This window comes from Pseudomonas sp. FW305-3-2-15-C-LB1 (assembly GCF_058787615.1).
In genome coordinates this window covers 265,126-285,941 of sequence record NZ_JBYSZX010000005.1, presented here as the reverse complement: position 1 = coordinate 285,941, position 20,816 = coordinate 265,126, and the positions used below count along the sequence as shown (strand labels likewise).

Here is a 20,816-nt window from a genome sequence, read left to right as displayed (position 1 = left end):
TCCTTAAATAGCCAATGTGCTGTCGAGCTTGGTTTTGAAATTGTCGATCCAGGCACGCAGTGCCTTGGCTTCGGAAACCGCAACCTCGCGGGCGTTTCGGTCTGTGGTTTTGGAACTCAAGGACGTCAGCAGTTCGGCAAATTTGAGGTCAAATTCGCGGGTCATGAATGCAACGTATTGTTCGATCAAACGGTCCTTGCCAACCTCAATTTCCTTACGAGCATTTTCGACCAGGCGTGTGAATTCGGCCTGGATTCGAGTGGAACGCTCCTGCCAGAACTTCTCGAGATCGACGTAATTCTCGTTGCCGTAATCCCGTACCGTTCGGGTCGAGCCCCAGGAGAAGGGGTTCCACCAAGAGCTGTCGCTTACCTCGCGTGTCCCGATGACAACGCGTTTAACTTGAATATCATCCTGGCATACGGACAGATTGAACGAGATGTTCGAGGCCGCCTGTTTAAGCCCCTCGAAAATTGGCAGGTTCAAGCTCTCGGTGCCTTGGAAGATTTCTGTGACGTAACGCTGATACTCGGTATGCAGGTCCTGGCGGATAAGCTCTTGACTGGAGACGAACACCGACTCGTACTGGTTCACCAGCTTCCGATGGTTGAACTGCAGCAGCTCTTCCGCTTCTTGCACGCGCGCTTCGGCAATACTTACCCGAACGTCGTTTTGCATGAAGTTTGCGCCCAGCTGCTTGATGATGGGCCCAATAACGGCTTCCAGCTTGGCCAGCTCAAGCTCTGTGTCTCGCGGGAGCGCCTTGCCCTCGCGCTCCAGCTTGTCTTTGTAAGCTGCGGTGTCGAAGCCTTTTTCCTGCCGCTGCTGCAGGCCCTGGATCTCCTCGTTCAGATGAGCCAGGGTCCTTTCATCTTGTTGCAGTTGTTCGATCAGGTCAGTTTCATTCAAACCCACTCGAATAGCGTGACCCAGCGCTTCATAGGCGCGTTTGAGGCGGTGCGGCAGGTTGTACTTGTCGATGTACTCATCGATCATCGCTTCGACTGCCGGCAAGCCGCTGCTGAGCAGCAACGGGGAGTGGCGTTTTTCCTGCAGCGAGCGATGCACGCGAGAGGTGATCGGCATGTACTGCAGCATGTTCATGCTTGGCTCTTCGCTGAACATGTCTGCCATCGACTTATGCTCGTTGCGCTCCTTGCGCGTGTGCAGGTCGCTCGGTTTGCGGATCAAGCGAGTGAGGTTGGCAGAGATCGGATAAATCAGGGGGTTCTGAATACCATTACTGGTGAGGTACTGGTTCACACGCTTGAGTACAGAAGGGATATCTTCTCCCTGCTCAGGATCAAACACGTCCATTTTGTTGATCACGAAGATGAAGCGATCCTTGCTTTGCTTACCACCCTTGCGCATGGTCTCGGCGACCAGGCCGAGCAGATTGCTGTCATCGTTGGTGCCCAGCTGGCTGGCATTCAGCACATACAGGATAAGCGGGTTGCGCCGGGAATCCTGAATGAAACTCATGGTCTTGAGCTGATGCTCTTCATCCTGGCTATTGTTGGGGCCAGGGGTGTCAGTCAGGACCAGGCGCACGTCCTCGCGCTCGCGAATCGCTACGATGTTGCCTTCGATATCGATCAGCTGGGTGTCCTCGAGTTGGTTCCACTCTTTGAGGCATTCCAGGTCGACATTGTCAGCCGCACCCACTTCTTCACCTTTGCGGTTGAAGCGTTTGGCCGAGAATCGATCGGTCATCCGATCATTGTCCGTGATCCGGGCAATTGTCGCAGTCGTCGCTTCGTTCGCCGCAGGCAGCAGGTCGCGCCCCAGCATCGCGTTGATCAATGTCGATTTACCCGATGACATGGTCGCGACGACATAAACATCGAAGTCACGGTTGAACGCTTCTTCGATGGACTTGCGAACCTGCTCGTTGTCAGCGATGAACTGGTCGAACTGAGGGTGCTCGCGCGCCTCGGCCATCAGGGCGCGGATCTGCTCCAGGCGTTGCTCGGTAGGTACGGTCTGGTGCCACTCCAGTTCCACCTGCATGCCATCGGCAATGGCCACATTAGCGGCTTCTTGGATATCCAGGAAGTCAGACTCAACACCTGTAAAAGCGACATGGAAGCGATTGTCGCCATTGAACAGTTCGCTCAATTCATCGAACAGTTTTTCGACCCACAACTGCAGGCGCGACTCCTTGTAGCTCGACAATTTGCAGCCGTCTGCCGGGGCCTGGTCGTTGATCGAGAAAATCGTTTCGACAGTGAAAGGGTTGTGCGTGATATGGATGCGGTTCATGGATTCTTGATCGATTGACGTTGATGTTTGATCAGGGCTTCTACGGTCTTCATACCGCTGATGGCCACCAATTGCTGCAAATCGTTTTTTTCGCAGGCTTGCGCGTCGAGCGCTTTGAGCTGACGTTGCCGTTCCAGGCTGTTGAGTGCCTTGAATACGTCTTTCTTGATAGCGTCTGGCACCACCGTGGCGTGAAGCAGCGAGCGCTTGTTTTCCTGCAGGTAGGCAAGCGCCTGGTGAAGCCTAAGCCGCTGCGAGCGAGTCAAGGTCTGGGCCTTGAGGGCCTTGCGGGCATAGAGCGCGACGTTGGCCATGGTCGGGATGATGATCGGTTGGTCAAAGCCGATAGCTGTGAGGTAGCGGTGAGCCTTGCCGACATAGGCATCAATGGTCTCACCCGTCTCAGGGTCCAGCAGGTCGACTTTGTTTAGGATGAAGTAGATCGTGTGGTCAGGTCGGGTCGCGAGTTCATCTCGAATTTGCGCCAGCAGAGCGCGATCATCCTGCGTGCCCAGTTGGCTGGCATTAAGCACATAGCACAGGGCTTTGAAAGAAACAGTGCGTACCGCTTCGAGCATCAGTTCTGCATGCTTGTGGTCCTGGCTGTTGTTGGGGCCAGGGGTGTCATGCAATACCAGGCCAGATGCAGGGCTGGGCACGATCTTGAAGTTGCCTTTCAAGCAGATTCGCTTCACTTCGCTGTTGGCATTCCAGTCACGAAGCATCGCGGCTGAAGTGTCCTTGAGCCGCGCAAGCTCTTGATCATTATGCGAGTAACAAGCACCGTCAAAGGCCTGCGCGCCTTGGCGATGTTCGACACGCGTCATGCAAGCGGTAGTGGCTTCGTTGGCGGTGTGCAGCAGTTCTTGCCCGATCAGGGCATTGATGAACGATGTCTTGCCTGCACTCATGGTCGCCAATACCAACACATCGAAGGGGGCGCTACTTGTCTGACGAGGCCTCGTTTTTCCAGAGCGAGCCACTGACCTTGTTGCATGCTTCATGTTTTTTCTCGGTCCTGTTGATCTGATGGCATTCACGGCGATATGGAGAGTGTTGTTAAAAAATATGGCGGGAGGCGAGGGTATTCGCCCTGTCCGCTGGAGACAGGCTTGCACGAAGTAGCGACAGGTTGAGTCGCAAGCTCCATGCAACTAGTCAGATCATCGAGGCGGCGTACCCGTTACGCGATGTACAAGACGAGCTTGGGGCTGCATCCAGCGGCTGATGATTCCGATCAGGCTGAATGAGAAAAAGACTGTGAGCAGGCGCAAAGTAACGTCCTTGTATCAGTTGGTGGCACATTGCTACTGATGGCAGTATCGCATCTTACGAGCTATCGACGTCAAGCAGAGAAACTTGAATACCACCAAGGTCTGAGAGTGCGGCATCGGGCGCAACTGCATCGAGAAACTGAGGTTGGAACCTGTTGTGGTTACGCAAAAGGGGTAAGAGCCGTGCGGCTGCGCAGGCAAGGACGACCCAATTGAATAGGGCGCGAGAGGTGACGCCGTTGATGAGATTTTGCTGGATCGGGTAGGGCATGAATTGATGCCCGAGAGTGTCCCCGGGCCTCTGGCTTACTGCAGCAATTATGCTTCTGCAAGGAATGCGTCCTCAGCATCCATTTCATTCATGATGTTTTCAATGATGATATCGCGCATGTCACGTATTTCTTTGGGGTAGCGGTTGGTGTGTTGCTTGCAGTACGTGGCCATCAACTGCTTGGCGTGCTTTTTCTCCGTTACTGCGATTAATGCAGACTGTCATCGCGACAATGTGATGGTCAGGATATTGCTCAGAGGCTTGTCAGTTTCCGGGCAGCCTCTACAGTGTTGCCGCTAGCATAGAACTGACCCAGCTACTGAAATCTCACTGACCCAGGCTCCTACGGGGTAAACCATCATCAGCGTCAGATATTTACTAATTGGTGCTGGGTCAGTGTGGCATCGGCAGTTGGGTCAATTCGGTGTCAGCCGCAACAATTTGGATATCGATGTAAATCAAACTTCTGGTAGCGCTTTTGAATAAAATGGCCTTGTGCCATTATTTCGGATTTAATCGTTCCTTCCCGAGCGCTGGACGCCGGAACCAGTACAAGGACTGTTCTATGAACCAAGCCGTGAGTGAGTGGCCGTTTGTCACACGATTGTCATTGGACGTGGAAGGCATCGCTGTCGCCTCCACGAGTCTCAATAATGTATTCAGCGGCAAGCGGATTCCCTCCAGCGACGGTGGGGTCATCTTCGGCCGGCTGCATCTGCCGGAGTATCAGAGGCCCTATCGGTGGAACGAGGAGCAGTTGGGGAGGCTGCTCGACGACTTGCGCTGCTTCTTCAGCAGCGATGCGCCGGACCATGATTTCTACCTGGGCAGCATCATCTTGCACCAGGAGGGAGGCGACGGACGCCAGCGTGGTCTGCTCAACATCATTGATGGACAGCAGCGAATCACCAGCCTGGCCTTGTTGCATTACCTCCAGTACGGCCAGAGGGGGGCGCCGGAGCTGAAGTTCAACGCGCCGGAGAGCCATCGACGCATCCAGCTGAATCTTCGCTGGCTGGAGCAGCAACGCCTGCCGCGAATCGACTTCACCCGTATCAACGTGACCCTGGTCGTCACTCGACGCGAAGACGACGCCTATCGTTTCTTCGAAACCCAGAACACCTCGGGTGTGCGTCTGGGCGGTGCCGACATCGTCAAGGCTTATCACTTGCGCAGCGTTGCGGCCGCAGTCCAGGACGATTTCGCACGGACCTGGGAGTCGCTCGGCGACCTCAAACCGTTGGTCGCGGCCTTCATGAAGTCTCGGCACTGGCAAAGTTTGCGCTGGCGCGACGTCGCCAGCGATCGGGATCCGCTGCTGGAACGCAAGCAGATCGTCACGGAGCTTGCCGAACTTACGCTTCCCGACAACGGCGACATCGCCTATCGGTCTTTGCAAGTGCTCCGCGATGCCTGGGGTAAGGAAACACAGACCGTCCAGCCGGGTTATGCCATGCGCCAGCCGCTGGGCACCGGGGTCAATACCATGCGTGTCGTAACCTACTTCCAGGGCTTGCGAAAAACCTTGCTTGAAGTCGACAAGACGGCCAAGGAACCCACGTTCGCCTACTACTACAAGCGCTTGGCCCATGACGCCTGCGGCAGCGTGTTTCTCAGCCGTGCTTTTGATTGCGCGTTGCTGATGTACGCCAGCCAGTTCGGCACTTCCCGTCTGCTTGAAGCCAGCCTGTGGATGTTCCGGATGATCTTCTCCTATCGCCTGATCAAGGAGGTCAGCGTCCGGGAGGATGGCGTGCAGGCGCACCTCAGGCACAACCCATTGCTGGACTGGATCGCCAGTGCCCACACCCATCACGAGCTGTTGAGTTACCTGCGCGACTACACCTATACGGCCACTGCTGAACACCTGGATAAAAACAGTATCAAGAAGCGCTTCGCGGAGTCGGTCGGCTTTACTCTAAGCCTGCAACTGCCCTGGCCCGATCCGCAGCGGGTGGCCGTTGAATATGACGCGCAGTTGCGCAGCGCCATCGAACGTATCAGCCGCGACGACCTCGCCTGCCAAGGAGGCAAATAATGAGCGCCCTGGTCCAATCCCACGTGCAGTCTGCCGCCACGCTGTGCGCTCAGGGCATATCGTTAACCATTCCTTGCTACCAGCGCCCCTACGTCTGGCCCGCCGACGCCGTGGAGGAACTGCTCGAGCAGATCATTCAGGCCAGCGAACCGGACACCGACGGCCGACCGTTGCAGGCGCATTACTTCATCGGAACGGTGCTGAGCAGCGTGGTACCACCCAACGCCAATCCTGATGCGACCATGACCTACGAACTGATCGATGGTCAGCAGCGAATGACCACCTTGATGATCCTGGCGCTTGCCTTCCGCGCGTTGAAAACTGGCTCGCCGCTATGCTCACTGGTGGTGCTGGGCAACGTTCCGCGCCTAACCTTCAATATCCGCGACGAAGTCCAGGCCCAGTTGAGTGCGTGGGCGGGCCTGACCGAGGAGAAGCCGCTGGATAAGGAGGATGCTGCCAATCCTTATCTGGTTCATCTCAACGCCGCCCGCAAGGTCGCCGGCGATCGTTTGCAACGCTTGCGCGCCACAGGAGGTGAGCAGGCCCTGGAACGGGTGGGTGACTACCTGTTCAACCAGGTCACGTGGGTCAACAATGTCATGCCGGCGGGCATGGACCTGAACAAGTTGTTCGCCACGCTAAACACCAGCGGCGTTCAGCTTGAGCAGACGGATATCCTCAAGGCCCGCCTGATGTCGCGGATCAAGCATCACCGCACCACGTATGAAGGGATCTGGCAGGCCTGCGAGGACATGGGCAACTACTTCGAAAGGAACCTGCGTGATGTCTTCGCCGATGTCCGCTGGAATATGGTGGGTATCAATGACCTCCTGAGCCACTCCTTCGATCTCTTCTCCCTGGATCGTCCTGCTGCCGGTCACACCAAAGGCCGGTCTATCGACGAAATCTCGTTGCTGAGAATCCAGGCCGAGCAGGTGGACGAAACCGAGAACAAGGATGAGGCTCGCTATCAATCGATCGTCAGTTTTGGCCTGTTGCTGATGCACGCCTACCGCATCTACCGCCATGCGCAGGGGGCTAAAGACATCGGTTTCCGTTTGAACGACGGTAACCTCAACGCCTGCTTCTCACGCTTCGTTGAAAATGCCAGCGCAGCGCAAGCCAAGGCATTCATGGAATGCCTTTGGAGTGTGCGCTTCCAATTCGACCGCTGGGTAGTCAAGTGGGTACGCCTGGGCGAGGACGATGAGCGGATCTTGCGCCTGAGTTCGCTCAATCCACGCAAGCGCACCCTCTCGGAATGGCGCACGCATCTCGAGACGTCCGACCTGAGCCAGTTACAGAGCGTGCGCTACCTAACCGGCGAGCGCAGCTCTCAGTACTGGCTGACGCCTTTCCTGGGCAAGCTGATCGAAACGCCCAACATGGGCGAGCAGCAGGTATTGAAGCTGCTGGAAAGTATCGACAATCAGCTTTCCCTGACCGAAATGACCCAGAAGGAGGCGAGTTATCGACTGCTCTCCAGCGACACCACCGAATGCTTGCCGATCAAGGACAAGATCGCTTATCTGAGGGAGCACCACGGCACGAGCTTCGAGCACTACTGGTTCCAGAAGCTGGAATACATTCTCTGGCGGGAGCGGCATTCGTTCAAGTGGTTGGACTGGGCAAGACTGCAGGCCTACCGGATTACATCGAAGAACTCGGTCGAGCATGTGCACCCTCAGAACGAAGAGTTCGGTAGTACACTCAGCGATCACCTGCTGCACGGGTTTGGCAATCTGGTACTGCTCAGCCCGGGAGAGAACTCGTCGTACAGCAACCTGGCGGTGATCAAGAAGCAGGCGGCCTTCCGCGCCAAGCCGAAGTACGACTCCTTGAAACTGGCGCACATGTTCCATGTGCTGGGCAATGGGGACGACTGGGGTCACACTCAGATCAATGACCATGGTGACGCGATGCTGGCGCTTATAGAAGCGCACTACCGCGGCTGAGCCCGAAGTAGCGGATGCGGGTAACGATGATGTTCTTGAGGGTTGCAAACGGATGCACCGTAACGGCCTATGAGTGGAACACAGTCACAGATGCTCAGGGTCGCCAAAAGACATTCTGACCAGGCACACCAAGCGGCTATTCCATAATGGAAATCTGTGCAGGCGATTTTCCATGGAGGGGGCGTGAGTTTAATGCGCCTTTGCGGCGATGGTCCGAATGGGATTTCCAGAGAGGAGTGGGTTGATGGTGAAGGAATACACTGAGTATGAAGTCCAACGGGCATTGCATACGTGTGTTCTGCAAATAACCCAAAGGATGCGTTGGAGCGCTTTCAGGAGGAAATCGAGCTGCTCGGCGACTGGCGGATCATGTATGCGGCAGCTGAGTCGGGTGGGCCGTTTAGCTTGGTGCGTGAGCAGTTCTCCAAGAAACGGGTTGTTTCGACCATGTTGCGCGGCAAGTCCGTCTGGATTCTGGACAAAGCCTTTGTCTTGTCCAAGACGCAAGTGAAATACACATTGGGCGGCTCGCTTTTTTTGGATTCGAATGCGGCCAGCTACATTCGAAAGCTGTCATATGCGGAGCGTATTTCTCCTGAACTCGATGCCGTGCGTGCTGATCTGCATCGGACGTTTTCCGTAGATGATCTCGCACGATTGAATTGTTACATCTATCTGTGTGAGTCGCAGAAAAAGTGGTCGCCTGAAACCCGCCAGTTCTGCAAAGAAACGATTGCCGCAGTGCACGCACTGTCGCATTGATAATGCCCCTCTGAGTGAGGGGGGGGGGGGCGGTATCGCCGCTTTTACCAAGAACAAGCCGAGGCGTTCGCCGAGGATTGGATTGAAGGTTTTTCAAGTACCTTGGAGGGCAGTTTGGGCGTCGCTTTAGCTCAGCAAGCCGCGGCTGCGGAGTGCATGATTTTGCGGGCCAAGATTATAGAAAGCAGCGTCAAGGCATCACCGGAAGCGAAGATGGAGGCGTTGCTCAACTTCATGCACGATGAGTTGCAAATCTTCATGCTACGCGAACTGATTGTTTGCGCTGATATCCTCTTCCACACAAAAAAACGACGCTTTCGAAGAAGCTGAACTCGGTCCTTGACAAGGAAGAACCTCTTCGGATCATTAATAACTGCGCCTGGGATTTGTACATACTCAGAATCATGGAGTCGCTGTCGAATCCTAAAAATTTGAAGGGCGTAGATTTTTGCCTGGATCGATTGATAACCTTTGATCAGGATCTCGCGGATGTCATTTGTTTGACTGAGCTGCGCGCAGTGGCGGTTCATCTCGGTTCAAATCGTGCATACCCCTTCTTTAATAATGAGTTGACAGGCTGGCTGGCGGGGTTGATTGGGCACAAGCGGATGGTGGCTTTTTCTGAAAATTTGCAAGAGGAAGCCTTTAATAAGCGAGCGGATCAAAGAAGCCTGGAAAGTGTGCAGAGAATTCTAGCGGTAGATCAGCGTCGCTTACTGCAACTGGCAAAACGGTAAGTTATGGTTTGGCTGGCGCCTAGCTTAGGTTTTGTACGAAAAGTCGGTGCGAGTAGAATTGCCGTCATGATTGGCTTGAGGCCCGCATGGCAAAGCGTTACGAACTCTCCGACGGATCGTGGGAATTGATCAAGGATCTGGTTTCTCCGGAGCAGAAAATGGGTCGCCCACGCACTGATGATCGCCAGGTACTGCATGGGATCTTGTAGATCCTATGCTCAGGCGCTGATCGTGTCCCAAGACGTGGTGTAACTCATCATGGCCTTGGCCACTAAGTTTGCCGTTTAGTTGATCACGGCCAACAGCTTGGCCTGCGGATTATCGCTGACCGCCTCGAAGTTCTCCAGTTGCATAGAGTACCGGCACAGGCACCATTCGTCGTTCTGCTCGGCGGATTCAATCGGTCGTCGCAACGTCAGCTATTGTCTGATGCACCACTACAGCCGGATCAGGCCACATCAGTTCAACGGCAGGATGTCGCTAACCGCGTCCGACACAAAACTTAACATGGTGTACGGCATCAGTTGATCCACTTCAACGTGTAATTCAAAGACTCTCAGGGTCGCCGAAGAACATCTGAATCCGCGACCGCAACCACCGCTCCCCCGGATCATTATCCTGCGACCCACGCCACGCCATATGCAGTTCGAAGCTGCGCACCGGCAACGGCGGATCCTCCGCCCGCAACCCACCCGCAGACGTCAATGCCTCTGCCGCATAATCCGGCACGGTCGCCAGGATGTCAGTACCCGCCAACAACGTCCCCAGCCCGTTGAACTGCGGCACCGCCAACACCACGTGACGTTTGCGGTCGAGCTTTTCCAACTCTTCATCGATAAAGCCGCTCAGGTCCCCGGCAAAGGACACCAGTGCGTGGGGCCGTGCGCAGAAGTCATCCAGGCTCAGGGAGCCCGGCACGCTGTCGGCACGCAGCAGTTTCGGCAGGCTGCGGCGCAGCACTTTGCGCTTGGCGTTGGCTGGCAGGTCGGCGGTGTAGCTGACGCCGATGGAGATTTCGCCGGAGGCCAGCAAGCCAGGCATCAGGATGTAATTGACGCGACGCACCACCAGCACTATGCCGGGCGCCTCGGCGCGCAGGCGTTTGAGCAGTTGTGGTAGCAGGGCGAATTCGACGTCGTCGGACAGGCCGATGCGGAACACCGCCGTGCTGGTGGCCGGGTCGAACTCGGCAGCACGGCTGACGGCGGTGGAGATCGAGTCCAGGGCCGGGGAGAGCAGGGCGAAGATTTCCACCGCCCGGGCCGACGGCTCCATGCTGCGACCGGTGCGCACGAACAGCGGGTCATCAAACAGCCCGCGCAAGCGCGACAACGCCGCGCTGATGGCCGGCTGGCCGAGGAACAGTTTCTCGGCGGCGCGGGTCACGCTGCGCTCATGCATCAAGGTTTCGAATACGATCAAGAGGTTAAGGTCGACACGACGCAGGTCGTTACGGTTCATCTTGTGTCCTGGAAGAGTCAGCAAACTTGACGAGAGCAGCCATATAAGAAGAATGACCGGCATGAATCTTACGGGTAAAGGCTGTTACTCTGCACTGGAAAATTGAGTTTTCTTACAAGCTCTGGGGTCTATTACTCAGTTGCGGAATCAATGACAGGCATGTCGACTATTAATGGCGACCGGTGGTCTTACCCGGAAAGCCCAGATAGAGTTCATGGCATTAGAGGTTACTTTGACGAGGTTTGCGATGTCCCGCACGATCCGTTTTCACAAGTTTGGTCCGGCCGAGGTGCTCAAATGCGAAGAGCATGCAGCTGTGCAGCCCGCACCGGGCGAAGTGCAGGTGCGTGTCGAAGCGATTGGCATCAGCTGGTATGACATTCTGTGGCGCCAGAACCTGGCGTCTTCCCATGCACGCTTGCCGTCCGGCCTTGGCCATGAGATGGCAGGGGTTGTGGTCGCCGTCGGCGATGGCGTGGATGATTTGGCCGTGGGTGACAAAGTCGCCAGTTTTCCGGCTGAAAGCCCCAATGATTACCCGGTGTATGGCGAGCAGATCGTCCTGCCCCGTTCGGCCCTGACCCGCTATCCGGATGTCTTGAGCCCGATTGAAGCCAGCGTGCACTACACGCCGCTGCTGATTGCCTACTTTGCCTATGTGGATCTGGCTCGGGTCAAGCCTGGGCAGTTTGCCCTGGTCACCGATGCCAGTCACTGTGCCGGCCCTTCCTTTGTGCAACTGGGCAAGGCCCTGGGTGTACGGGTGATTGCCGCGACCAAGGACAGTGCGGAGCGCGAGTACCTGCTGTCCCTCGGTGCGGAGAAGGTCATCGTCACCGAAGAGCAGGACCTGCTCATGCAAATCAACAAGTTCACCGACAACCGCGGTGTCGACGTGGTCTTCGATGGATTGGGCGGCCCGCAGATGTCGTTGCTCGGCGATGTGCTGGCACCGCGCGGCAGCCTGGTGCTGTATGGCTTGCAGGGCGGTAACCAGACGCCATTCCCGGCGTGTGCGGCGTTCCAGAAGAACATTCAGTTCTTTGTGCACTGCATTGGTAACTTCACCGGCAAACCCGAACTGGGCATCATCCAGGATCAGGTCGCTTTGCAGCGCGCCCTGCGGGATATCAACCAACTGACCGCCGATCGCGTGCTGGTGCCGCTGAAAACCACGGTGTTTCCCTTCAGCCAATTTGTGGAAGCGCACCGCTACATGGACGAATGCCCGTGCCGCGAACGCGTTGCGTTGCAGGTTGAAGCTGTTTAGGGCGTAGGAATATTCGTAAACAAGCGTTCCTGCCATCCGCCGCGTGAGGCAAATGCGCCATTTGACAGGATGGAACCTGCATCGCCCGCCAGGCGCCCAGCTGGCGCTTTAGCCCCTGAATCCGGCCTTCCTCTCTGACGCCGCCCTGAAATCCAGCGCGGCGTCTTTGTGTGCGTGTGATTAATACAGGCGCCGGTGCTTTATCTGCACTGGTTTTCGGCCAGGTTCTGTATCTATTAATCATTATTCCAGCACTGATAATTGCGCCTTAACTTTCATCTCAAGGACTGAGCAATGATTGAATATCCGACACTGCAATCGCGAGTGCTCGAAGCAGAGGCTGCTGCGCTTGTGTGGAATCAGGGAAGTAGATATATCCAGGACGAACCTCAATCCAATAAGTTGGAAAGTTCGCAGTTTTATTTGTCAGACACGTCTTTGATTGACTGGCTAAAGACGTGTAGGAAGTTGTCGGAATTTTCCTAGGTTTCCAGCTCGGCCTCGTTTGGGCCTAGATAAATAGAGGGGTGGAGGATTTCAAGGCTGGGCTGATACCCGGGAATCTCCGTGTCATTTTGTTGCTCGGTGCTACTGTTTATTTAGCGCTTCACAATGTGATGTGGAACTTTCTATGCGTGTAATAGATCGGGCAAACACGCTCAGTAGTTGCCCGAAACTGACATTTCAATTCAGGTAGTAGAACGATGAGCACTATTCACGAACAGGCTATGAATTATGTTTACCAGCAAGTTCTGCAGCGTTTGATCGGGCACTTTAATCGTGCGGAGCGAACAGCGCTTCAGTTGTTGGTCCAGCGAATTGTCGTGGCCGCGGGTGGCATGGAGCAGGTGGGGGAATACAAGGTGTTGATGGCCCATGGCGGAGGCGAAGTCAGCAGCTGTACCTTGGCATTGCTGCGTGCTGCACAGCTGACCATCGCCGGGCGAGCGCCACGAACCTTCAAGCTGCGGGTGGCAACGTTGCGCCATTCGGGCATGACCGAAAGCAGGCTCGACAGCCTCAATCAGGGTTACGGGCGCTTGTTCCTGCACGATGATCCGAGGGTTGAACTGCTGATGGTGGAGAACCAGGAAGTACTGCCCTTCAACCATCAACGGCCGGTCTCTGCCATGGGGCGAGAAACCAGCCAGCGCAACATGCTGATGATCGGGCACCTGAGTTCAGGTGATTGCCGTGCCACTTTGTGCAGCGACACGTATCTGGCACTCGGGGATTTCTACCAGCGCGTGACCACCTGGAATGGCGGGGTGCATGCCCTAGTCAGTGGTGATTCCCCGCGCAAGCAAGGGCAGTTTCTGGCCTGGCTGAAGAAAACAGCCCAGAGCGTCGGCGTTCCGATCGCCAGTACCTGGCCGTTGTCGCTTACCGGGTTGTTTGCGCGCATGGATGAGTGGAGCACCAGCTACTACCGCGAGGTGTACGGTGAACATTATGTCGCCAGTGCCAACCCCAGCAAGGCGGGTCACCGTCACCTGGCTTACATCAGCATTGCCGACCTGCTGGAGGACGTGGATACGCAAATGTCGCCGATATTGACTGAATTCATGGCGTTTGCTCCCGACCCGCTTGGATTTCATTTCAGCCATCCTGGCTACTCCAATCCTCTGATGATGGCTCATCTGCGTGGCTTGCAGGCCCGCTGCCTGCGAGACCTTGACTACGAAGAGGGGGTGCAAGGCTTTATCCGCCAGGCCTCGCAATTCCTGCGTCGCCAGCACCTGCCCGAGGAGTGGCTGGCGCAGGTTGGCATCGATGAAGACGCTGCCCTGCCGAGTACCGCCGCGCAGCAGTTCTTTGGGCTGGATGAAACACAGTTGGTGTGCCTGCTGTTCTCGCCGTTTATCCACCATGGGGAGCGGCTGGAAGGTTATTTGCGTCAATGCCACCCTGGCATGCTGGTGGCCTTGCCTGAGCTGCACAAGGTTCTGCAGGGCAAGCAATCGGCTGACATGTTGCAACAGTGGGTCAGCGACACCAGTGGCCTGCCGATGCCCTTGTTGCAGCACCTCTATCGCAAGCGTCCGGTGCCGGGCGCGAGTGGGAAATCGCGCAATGCAAGCGTCATGGACCATGGCAACACGCCTGCTTGCCAATTGTCCGGGCGATGACACTGCGCGGCGAGCGACAAGCCGACTTCGCGTATCAGGCGGTCTACCGCTACATGATCAACCTGATCAACGAAGTCAGCACCGATACCCGTGTAAAGCTGCCATCGCTGCGGCAATTGGCGAGGCGCCTGAACGTATCGATCTCGACGATCCAATACGCCTACTCGCTGCTTGAGAAGGAGGGCAGGGTCTACTCGGTGGCCAAGTCGGGTTATTACGCCTGGCCGCTTTCATCAAGCACCATGGCTGGGGGCGGCGGCGATTTGCTTGACCGGCTCTACGCGGCGGCACGTAACCCCTGCATGGCGGTGTTCAGCGGCGATGAACCGGCGCTGCTGGCTTCGCTGGATGGGGCGCTGTTGCGCCTCGAACGGGAGCTGGTGCGCCAGTACCCGCGTCATCTGCAACCCTGGTCACAGCCGTGTGGCGTGTGGGAACTGCGTGCGGCACTGGCGGCGCGGTACACCTCGTCGCCCACGCGTTGCTGGCACGCCGACGACATCTACATCGGGGCCGACCTGCGCGGGGTGCTGGATATCCTGATTGAGGTGCTGGGCCTCAGGGGGACCACGGTGATCGTTGAATCCCCCTGCGACTGGCTGATTTTGCGCCTGTTCCAGGATTGCGCGGTGCGCATCATCGAGTTGCCCTGGACCCCGGAAGGGCGCCTGGACCTGACGACCCTTGACCAACTGTTGCGCGATGAGCCGGTGCACCTGGTATTGCTGTCGTCAAAGGTCAGCCTGCCATCAGGCAATGCCCTGCCTGCCCATGACCGTCTCAGCCTGGCACAGATGCTGGACCGGTACGGTTGCTGGCTGCTGGAAAACGACACCTTTGGCGAGCTGGGTTTCAAGGAACCCCAGGCGGCCCTGCGCGAGTGGGTGAACCCGGAGCGCCTGATGGTGTTTTCCTCGTTCGAGAAAATACTGGGGGCGGAAGCGCCCTACGGTTATCTGTTATCCCGGCGCATGAGCAGTGAGTTGCAGCGCCAGTTTCTGCTGCGCTCATTCCGCTTATCGTCGATCCGCCAGCGCGCCATCGCCCGCCTTTATCAGAGCGGGCGAATAGACCCGCACTTGCGGGCATTACGCCAACTACTGCAGGCACAAGCGGCTGAAATGAGCGGGCGCCTTGACCAGCATCTGGGGCAGCAGGTGAGTTATCGGATGCCGACTGCCGGGGCGGCGTTCTGGCTGGGCTCCACCCAGGCCGTCGACATGCGTCAGGTCTTCAAGCGCCTGCTTGCCCAGCAGGTCGTGATTGCACCCGGTGAGCTGTTCAGTGTCAGTGGGCTGCATCATCAGCACTTGCGCGTGAGCCATACCTTTCATGGGCAGCCCAACCTGGAGATCGCCTTGGCTGCCATAAGCGAGGCCCTGCGTCAGGCTCAAATGGGATGATTGCGTGAAGTTTCTCTTACTGCTGTGGGATCGATACCGTCGCGCAGTAGTCCAACTCTCAGTAAACTGCCATCTATTCCGAATCCTTCTTTCCGAGGTTTATGCATGACAATCAGTCCTTTTGCGGGCAAGCCGGCGCCAGCCCAGTTGCTGGTGGATATCCCGCGACTGGTCACGGCCTACTATACCGGCCAGCCTGATGCAGCAATCTCTACCCAGCGCGTGGCGTTCGGTACGTCCGGGCACCGTGGCAGCTCGTTCGAACTGAGCTTCAACGAGTGGCATGTGCTCGCCATCAGCCAGGCGATCTGCCTGTATCGCGAAGCCCAGGGCATCAACGGCCCGCTGTTTGTCGGCCTGGACACCCATGCGTTGTCGACGCCTGCCGGTGCCAGCGCCCTGGAAGTGCTGGCCGCCAACGGCGTGCACGTGATGCTCGCCGAAGGCGATGAATACACACCGACCCCAGCGATTTCCCACGCGATCATCTGCTACAACCGTGGTCGAACCAGCGGTTTGGCTGACGGTATCGTCATCACGCCGTCGCATAACCCGCCGCAGAGTGGCGGCTACAAGTACAACCCACCCAATGGCGGCCCGGCCGATACCCACGTGACCAAGTGGATCGAAGCCAAGGCCAATGAACTGCTGGCGAACAAACTGGCCGGGGTCAAGCGCATCACTCACGCGCAGGCGCTCAAGGCCGACACCACCCATCGCCACGATTACCTCAACAGCTATGTGGCCGACCTGGTCAACGTGATCGACATGGACGCCATCCGCAGCGCCGACCTGCGCCTGGGCGTGGATCCGCTGGGTGGAGCAGGGGTGCGCTACTGGTCGGCGATTGCCGAGCACTATCGCTTGAACCTGGACGTAGTGAACACCGAAGTCGACGCGACTTTCCGCTTCATGAGCGTCGACTGGGACGGCCAGATCCGCATGGACCCATCCTCCAGCTACGCCATGCAGGGCCTGATCGGCCTCAAGGAACGGTTCGACGTGGCCTTCGCCTGCGACCCGGACCATGACCGTCACGGTATCGTCACGCCGTCCGGCGGCCTGCTGGCGCCGAACAACTACCTGGCGGTGTCCATCGACTACCTGTTCCAGAACCGTCCGGACTGGCGCGTAGACGCGGCGGTGGGCAAGACCGTGGTCAGCAGCGGCTTGATCGACCGCGTGGCGTCCCGCATCGGCCGTCGCCTGTACGAAGTGCCGGTCGGCTTCAAGTGGTTTGCCGATGGCCTGTTCGAAGGCTCGCTGGGCTTTGGCGGCGAAGAAAGCGCCGGCGCCTCGTTCCTGCGCAAGGACGGCACGGTCTGGAGCACCGACAAGGATGGCCTGATCCCCGCACTTCTGGCAGCGGAAATGACCTCGCGCAAAGGCCAGGACCCGAGCCAGATCTACCGCGGCCTGACCGATGCCCTCGGCGAGCCGTTCGCGATTCGTGTAGACGCCAAGGCCACCCCGGCGCAGAAAGCCTTGCTGGGCAAGCTGTCGCCGGATCAGGTGACATCGACTGAACTGGCCGGGGAACGCATTCAGCAGATCCTCAGTCACGCACCGGGCAACAACCAGGCGATCGGCGGCTTGAAGGTGATGACCGAAAACGGCTGGTTTGCCGCGCGGCCATCGGGCACCGAGGATATCTACAAGATCTACGCCGAGAGCTTTATCGGTGAGGATCACCTCAAGCAGTTGGTGGAAGAGGCGCAAGTGCTGGTCGACGGCGCCATCTCCGGATAACGCCGTAATAACAATGTGGGAGGGGGCTTGCCCCCGATAGCGGTGTGTCAGTTTGCATCTCTTTTTCTGAAACACAGCCATCGGGGGCAAGCCCCCTCCCACAGTTGATCGAGGTCAGGCCAGGTCTACCAGGACGATTTCGCTGTCCTCGATCGCGGTTACCCGCAATACCTGTTCATTCTCTACAGCCACACCGTCTCGAGCTTGTGCGCGCAAGCCATTGACTTCAATCACGCCCGTCGCCGGCACCAGGTAAGCACGGCGTCCGCTGTCCAACCGGTATTCAGCACTTTCCCCAGCTTTCAGGTTCGCTGCCACCAGCCGCGCATCCGCACGAATGTGCAGGCTCTCGTTGTCCCCGGCCTTGCCGCTGGCCAGTGTCACAAACCCCTCGCGATCCCCTTTCGGAAACGGCTTGGCGCCCCACGAAGGCGGCAAACCGGCTTCATTCGGAATAATCCAGATCTGGAAAATCTTGGTCGGCGCATCTTCCAGGTTGTACTCGCTGTGGGCGATGCCGGTGCCCGCGCTCATCACCTGTACATCGCCGGCCTCGGTACGGCCTTTATTGCCAAGGTTGTCGGCATGGCTGATCGCACCTTCACGCACATAGGTGATGATCTCCATGTCGCGGTGCGGGTGCTGCGGGAAGCCGGTGCCGGGCGCAATGATGTCGTCGTTCCACACCCGCAGGTTGCCCCAGTGCATGCGGCTGGGGTCGTGGTACTCGGCGAACGAAAAGTGGTGATGGGCGTCAAGCCAGCCATGGTGGGCACCGCCCAGGGATTTGAAAGGTCGAAGTTCAAGCATGATCATCTCCTATGGATGGCCCTATGATCCTGCAGCCCATGATCGATAAAAAGCGTAAAAAATGCCTGATTCCTATCGATTTAATGGATTGGTTAGCGGCGTTTTGACTTTCAGTTCATCGCCTAACTGCATGACCGCAAAGCAATTGGCTGGCACTGAACGTCGATTCCGGCGACCATGGCGCACTTGTCAGAACCCAGCTCATCGCAGGAGTCCGCGTGTCGCAACAAAAGCCTGATCTTCCTCCCGAACTGCGCCCCTTGGCCGAAATGCCGCTATTGAAACGCCTGGCCGCGCGCCTGTTTGGCCACGGCCTGACCCGCTTGCGCGCCCAGCACCGGTTTTCCTGGTTGCACGGGCAGGCCGACGGTTTTCGCAGTGGGCACGAGGCGGGCGTGGAGTACGGTTACCGCGAAGGCAAGGCCGATGGCATCGAGGAAGGCCGGCAGGTCCTGTTGATTCGTGATTTCCGCCCGGATGAGCACCGTGCGCCGGGCGTGGACGATAGCCTGTTCGATGATTGGCGCCTGCCACTCACCGCCGAGTTGAAGAAGCGTATCAAGGCGGATGTCGCGCGATTGCTGCCGGCCCATGCCCAGCCCAGCGCGGCGCAGTGGAAGATGATTTTCAGCGATACGCCCTCAACGTCGGTGATTGCCGGGGCCGGCGCGGGTAAATCCACCTCGCTGGTGCTGCGTATCCTGTTGTTGACCCATTATCTGGGCTTTGAGCTGAACTCTATGACGGTGGTGACCTTTACCCGGGAGTCGCGCAAAGACTTCATCAACAAGCTCATGGAAATTCTCAGCCTGTGGGGCCAACCCCTGGGTATGAAAGAAGCGCAGGCCGTGGTGCGCACCTTTCACTCGCGCATTCTGCCGATGGTGCGCAGCCTGCCGGGCTTTGAACGCCTGCAAGCGTTCGAAAACCTCAGCTCGGGCTTTGACGACGCCGACAGCAACCCCTTTGACCTGCGTATCAACGACGCCCAACGCCAGCAGATGAATGCCTGTTATCACCACCTGCATGGGCGGCACGCACGCTTTCGCGAGCTGATTGCACCGCTGGCGCGCCACGGCCTGCAGCTCAAGGAGTTGGAGCGTGATCACCCTGACGTACAAAAACGCTTAGCGGTAACCGAACTGGCAGCCAAGCGTGATGAAGAACTCTGTGATGTGATCGAGGACCTGTGGTTCCGCGTCGGTGCCTGGCCGATCAAAGGCATCGAACCCAATCGCCAGACCGTGGAGATCAATGGCGCACGCTTTCATTGCCATGGCTATATCCCCGAGCTGGACGCCTGGGTGGTGCTGGGTTTCGATGCTCGGGAAAATGCCCAGCTCAGCCGGCCCAACGCGAAACTGTCAGTGCGCGCCGAGTGGGCGGTAAAGCGCACACTGTTTCAAGCTTTCTGTCGTAAGCCATTGATATGGCTCGATAGCTATGAGTCGTCCAAGCGCCTTTTGAGTAGCCTGGCGGGTGATGCCGCTGCGGGGCCAGGCTTCGATTACAAAGTCAAAGGCGAACTGGCGTCGGCGCCGTTACTGGACAGTTTCGTGATGGCGGCCGGATTTATCGAGAACCTCGGGCTGGATGTGCCTACTGCGGTTGGACAGATGAATTTTGCCAAGGATGATCCAGACCGCTTCTTCTTCGAGGCCCTGAGCATTTTCTGGAAGGCCCTGGAAGATCACCTGCTGGACCAGTCGCCGCCGATCATGACCTACAACCGCATGTTTTCGCTGTTCGGCGAGAACACCCCGGAAAACCTCAAGCTGCTCAGCGATCCGTTGTTACGGCCGCTGTCGCACCTGATGATCGACGAGTTCCAGGATGTTTCGCCACAGATCGTCTCGTGGATCCGCGCAAGCCTGCGCGAGATCCGCAGCCGTGGCCCGGCCATGCACGTCGGGCGCGGCGCCCAGCATTCATCACTGTTGTGTGTGGGGGATGACTGGCAGTCGATCTACGGCTGGCGTGGAAGTTCGCCCAAGTACTTCATGGAGTTCAACAAGGAGTTCCCGTCGCCGGCCACCACCCGAGTGATGCTGGGCGAGAACTACCGCAGTCACCAGCACATCATCGACGCGGCCGAGCACATCGTGCGTGCCGCACCGGCTATCCCCGGCAAGAAAGCCAAGGCCAGCGGGGCGCCCAAGGATCTGGTGCCGGTCAAGGTGCTGGAGCGCGACGACGCAGCATTGGGGCGGCAGTTGCTGGAGCATTACCAACGCGGTGAATCAGTGTTAATGCTTTATCGAAAAAGTAGCGATAAGTTACTGATTCAAGAGCATATTCATCCTGCAGTTAATGTGGATTCTAGCTTGCCGCCTTCAGCGCGCAGGCTGAAACAATTGACCTACCACAGCGCCAAGGGGCTGCAGGCCGATGCGGTATTCCTGCTTGGGGATTGCCAGCATGTCACCCATTCCCCGTATAAAAACCAGGTGTACCGCATGGCGGGCCTGGGCAAGGACGGGGACAGCGAGCCGTATGACAACGCCCAGAAAGACGAGGTGTTGCGCCTGGCGTATGTGGGCATCACCCGGGCGGTGAGTCATTGCTACTGGTATGTGGAAAAACCCGAAGGCCAGGCCGTGAATGTGCCCAAGGCCTCGGAGCGGGTAGATGGCAAGAAAGCCTTCTTCGACGACCAACGCAATTAACGGATCGATGCCGTTCAAATGTGGGA

Annotated in this window: 15 protein-coding genes and 1 pseudogene; 11 read left to right on the top strand and 5 right to left on the bottom strand. The window is 57.6% G+C overall.

What is annotated here, in order from left to right:
• Positions 1 to 3: 3 nt before the first annotated feature.
• Both AC3WP7_RS12850 and AC3WP7_RS12845 read right to left on the bottom strand, forming a co-directional pair.
• Positions 4 to 2,262 (bottom strand): dynamin family protein, encoded by a 2,259-nt coding sequence (locus tag AC3WP7_RS12850; RefSeq protein WP_102592352.1) that lies wholly within the window; start codon positions 2,260 to 2,262, stop codon positions 4 to 6.
• Positions 2,259 to 3,266 (bottom strand): dynamin family protein, encoded by a 1,008-nt coding sequence (locus AC3WP7_RS12845; protein WP_102592351.1) that lies wholly within the window; start codon positions 3,264 to 3,266, stop codon positions 2,259 to 2,261. The genes AC3WP7_RS12850 and AC3WP7_RS12845 overlap by 4 nt, the downstream gene beginning before the upstream one ends.
• A 1,106-nt stretch (positions 3,267 to 4,372) precedes the next feature.
• Here AC3WP7_RS12845 and AC3WP7_RS12840 point away from each other — a divergent pair.
• The 6 genes and pseudogenes from AC3WP7_RS12840 to AC3WP7_RS12815 form a co-directional block, all read left to right on the top strand.
• Positions 4,373 to 5,845, top strand: coding sequence for a DUF262 domain-containing protein (locus AC3WP7_RS12840; RefSeq protein ID WP_102592350.1), 1,473 nt, complete (start codon positions 4,373 to 4,375; stop codon positions 5,843 to 5,845).
• On the top strand, positions 5,845 to 7,803 hold the full coding sequence (locus tag AC3WP7_RS12835; RefSeq protein ID WP_102592349.1) for a DUF262 domain-containing protein: 1,959 nt from the start codon (positions 5,845 to 5,847) through the stop codon (positions 7,801 to 7,803). Before AC3WP7_RS12840 ends, AC3WP7_RS12835 begins: the two co-directional genes overlap by 1 nt.
• 321 nt (positions 7,804 to 8,124) lie before the next feature.
• Positions 8,125 to 8,565 carry a hypothetical protein gene (locus AC3WP7_RS12830; RefSeq protein ID WP_102592348.1) on the top strand — a complete coding sequence of 147 codons (441 nt, stop codon included), beginning with the start codon at positions 8,125 to 8,127 and terminating at the stop codon, positions 8,563 to 8,565.
• A gap of 114 nt (positions 8,566 to 8,679) precedes the next feature.
• Entirely contained in the window at positions 8,680 to 8,895 is a 216-nt protein-coding gene (locus AC3WP7_RS12825) for a hypothetical protein (RefSeq protein ID WP_102592347.1), read from the top strand.
• A 74-nt stretch (positions 8,896 to 8,969) separates the two neighbouring features.
• Positions 8,970 to 9,302: a hypothetical protein gene (locus tag AC3WP7_RS12820; RefSeq protein ID WP_146012699.1), complete on the top strand. Its 333-nt coding sequence runs from the start codon at positions 8,970 to 8,972 to the stop codon at positions 9,300 to 9,302.
• A gap of 86 nt (positions 9,303 to 9,388) precedes the next feature.
• A pseudogene (locus AC3WP7_RS12815) lies at positions 9,389 to 9,508 on the top strand (IS5/IS1182 family transposase); the annotation flags it as partial.
• Positions 9,509 to 9,586: 78 nt separating this feature from the next.
• Here the strand turns inward: AC3WP7_RS12815 and AC3WP7_RS12810 are convergent.
• Both AC3WP7_RS12810 and AC3WP7_RS12805 read right to left on the bottom strand, forming a co-directional pair.
• A complete protein-coding gene (locus tag AC3WP7_RS12810) occupies positions 9,587 to 9,715 on the bottom strand; it encodes a hypothetical protein (protein WP_256579942.1) in 129 nt (42 codons plus the stop codon).
• A gap of 133 nt (positions 9,716 to 9,848) precedes the next feature.
• On the bottom strand, positions 9,849 to 10,763 hold the full coding sequence (locus tag AC3WP7_RS12805; RefSeq protein ID WP_010210548.1) for a LysR family transcriptional regulator: 915 nt from the start codon (positions 10,761 to 10,763) through the stop codon (positions 9,849 to 9,851).
• A 247-nt stretch (positions 10,764 to 11,010) separates the two neighbouring features.
• Between AC3WP7_RS12805 and AC3WP7_RS12800 the strand changes: the two genes are divergently transcribed.
• The 4 genes from AC3WP7_RS12800 (at position 11,011) to pgm (ending at position 17,314) form a co-directional block, all read left to right on the top strand.
• On the top strand, positions 11,011 to 12,033 hold the full coding sequence (locus tag AC3WP7_RS12800; protein WP_102592345.1) for a zinc-dependent alcohol dehydrogenase family protein: 1,023 nt from the start codon (positions 11,011 to 11,013) through the stop codon (positions 12,031 to 12,033).
• Between the two features lie 704 nt (positions 12,034 to 12,737).
• Positions 12,738 to 14,162: a hypothetical protein gene (locus AC3WP7_RS12795; RefSeq protein ID WP_102592344.1), complete on the top strand. Its 1,425-nt coding sequence runs from the start codon at positions 12,738 to 12,740 to the stop codon at positions 14,160 to 14,162.
• Positions 14,159 to 15,565, top strand: a complete 1,407-nt coding sequence (locus AC3WP7_RS12790) for an aminotransferase-like domain-containing protein (protein WP_092243394.1) — start codon at positions 14,159 to 14,161, stop codon at positions 15,563 to 15,565. Before AC3WP7_RS12795 ends, AC3WP7_RS12790 begins: the two co-directional genes overlap by 4 nt.
• 105 nt (positions 15,566 to 15,670) lie before the next feature.
• A complete protein-coding gene (pgm, locus tag AC3WP7_RS12785; RefSeq protein WP_102592343.1) occupies positions 15,671 to 17,314 on the top strand; it encodes a phosphoglucomutase (alpha-D-glucose-1,6-bisphosphate-dependent) in 1,644 nt (547 codons plus the stop codon).
• Positions 17,315 to 17,428: 114 nt separating this feature from the next.
• Here the strand turns inward: pgm and AC3WP7_RS12780 are convergent, their stop codons facing one another.
• Entirely contained in the window at positions 17,429 to 18,124 is a 696-nt protein-coding gene (locus AC3WP7_RS12780; protein WP_102592385.1) for a pirin family protein, read from the bottom strand.
• A 218-nt stretch (positions 18,125 to 18,342) separates the two neighbouring features.
• Between AC3WP7_RS12780 and AC3WP7_RS12775 the strand changes: the two genes are divergently transcribed.
• A complete protein-coding gene (locus AC3WP7_RS12775; protein WP_102592342.1) occupies positions 18,343 to 20,790 on the top strand; it encodes a UvrD-helicase domain-containing protein in 2,448 nt (815 codons plus the stop codon).
• The last annotated feature ends 26 nt before the right edge of the window (positions 20,791 to 20,816 follow it).

Bases quoted from the DNA above. Each gene is read 5' to 3' on its own strand.
- AC3WP7_RS12790 (WP_092243394.1), top strand. From the start codon at position 14,159: ATGACACTGCGCGGCGAGCGACAAGCCGACTTCGCGTATCAGGCGGTC.
- pgm (WP_102592343.1), top strand. From the start codon at position 15,671: ATGACAATCAGTCCTTTTGCGGGCAAGCCGGCGCCAGCCCAGTTGCTG.
- AC3WP7_RS12795 (WP_102592344.1), top strand. From the start codon at position 12,738: ATGAGCACTATTCACGAACAGGCTATGAATTATGTTTACCAGCAAGTT.
- AC3WP7_RS12850 (WP_102592352.1), bottom strand. From the start codon at position 2,262: ATGAACCGCATCCATATCACGCACAACCCTTTCACTGTCGAAACGATT.
- AC3WP7_RS12845 (WP_102592351.1), bottom strand. From the start codon at position 3,266: ATGAAGCATGCAACAAGGTCAGTGGCTCGCTCTGGAAAAACGAGGCCT.
- AC3WP7_RS12800 (WP_102592345.1), top strand. From the start codon at position 11,011: ATGTCCCGCACGATCCGTTTTCACAAGTTTGGTCCGGCCGAGGTGCTC.
- AC3WP7_RS12780 (WP_102592385.1), bottom strand. From the start codon at position 18,124: ATGCTTGAACTTCGACCTTTCAAATCCCTGGGCGGTGCCCACCATGGC.
- AC3WP7_RS12820 (WP_146012699.1), top strand. From the start codon at position 8,970: ATGGAGTCGCTGTCGAATCCTAAAAATTTGAAGGGCGTAGATTTTTGC.
- AC3WP7_RS12805 (WP_010210548.1), bottom strand. From the start codon at position 10,763: ATGAACCGTAACGACCTGCGTCGTGTCGACCTTAACCTCTTGATCGTA.
- AC3WP7_RS12840 (WP_102592350.1), top strand. From the start codon at position 4,373: ATGAACCAAGCCGTGAGTGAGTGGCCGTTTGTCACACGATTGTCATTG.
- AC3WP7_RS12835 (WP_102592349.1), top strand. From the start codon at position 5,845: ATGAGCGCCCTGGTCCAATCCCACGTGCAGTCTGCCGCCACGCTGTGC.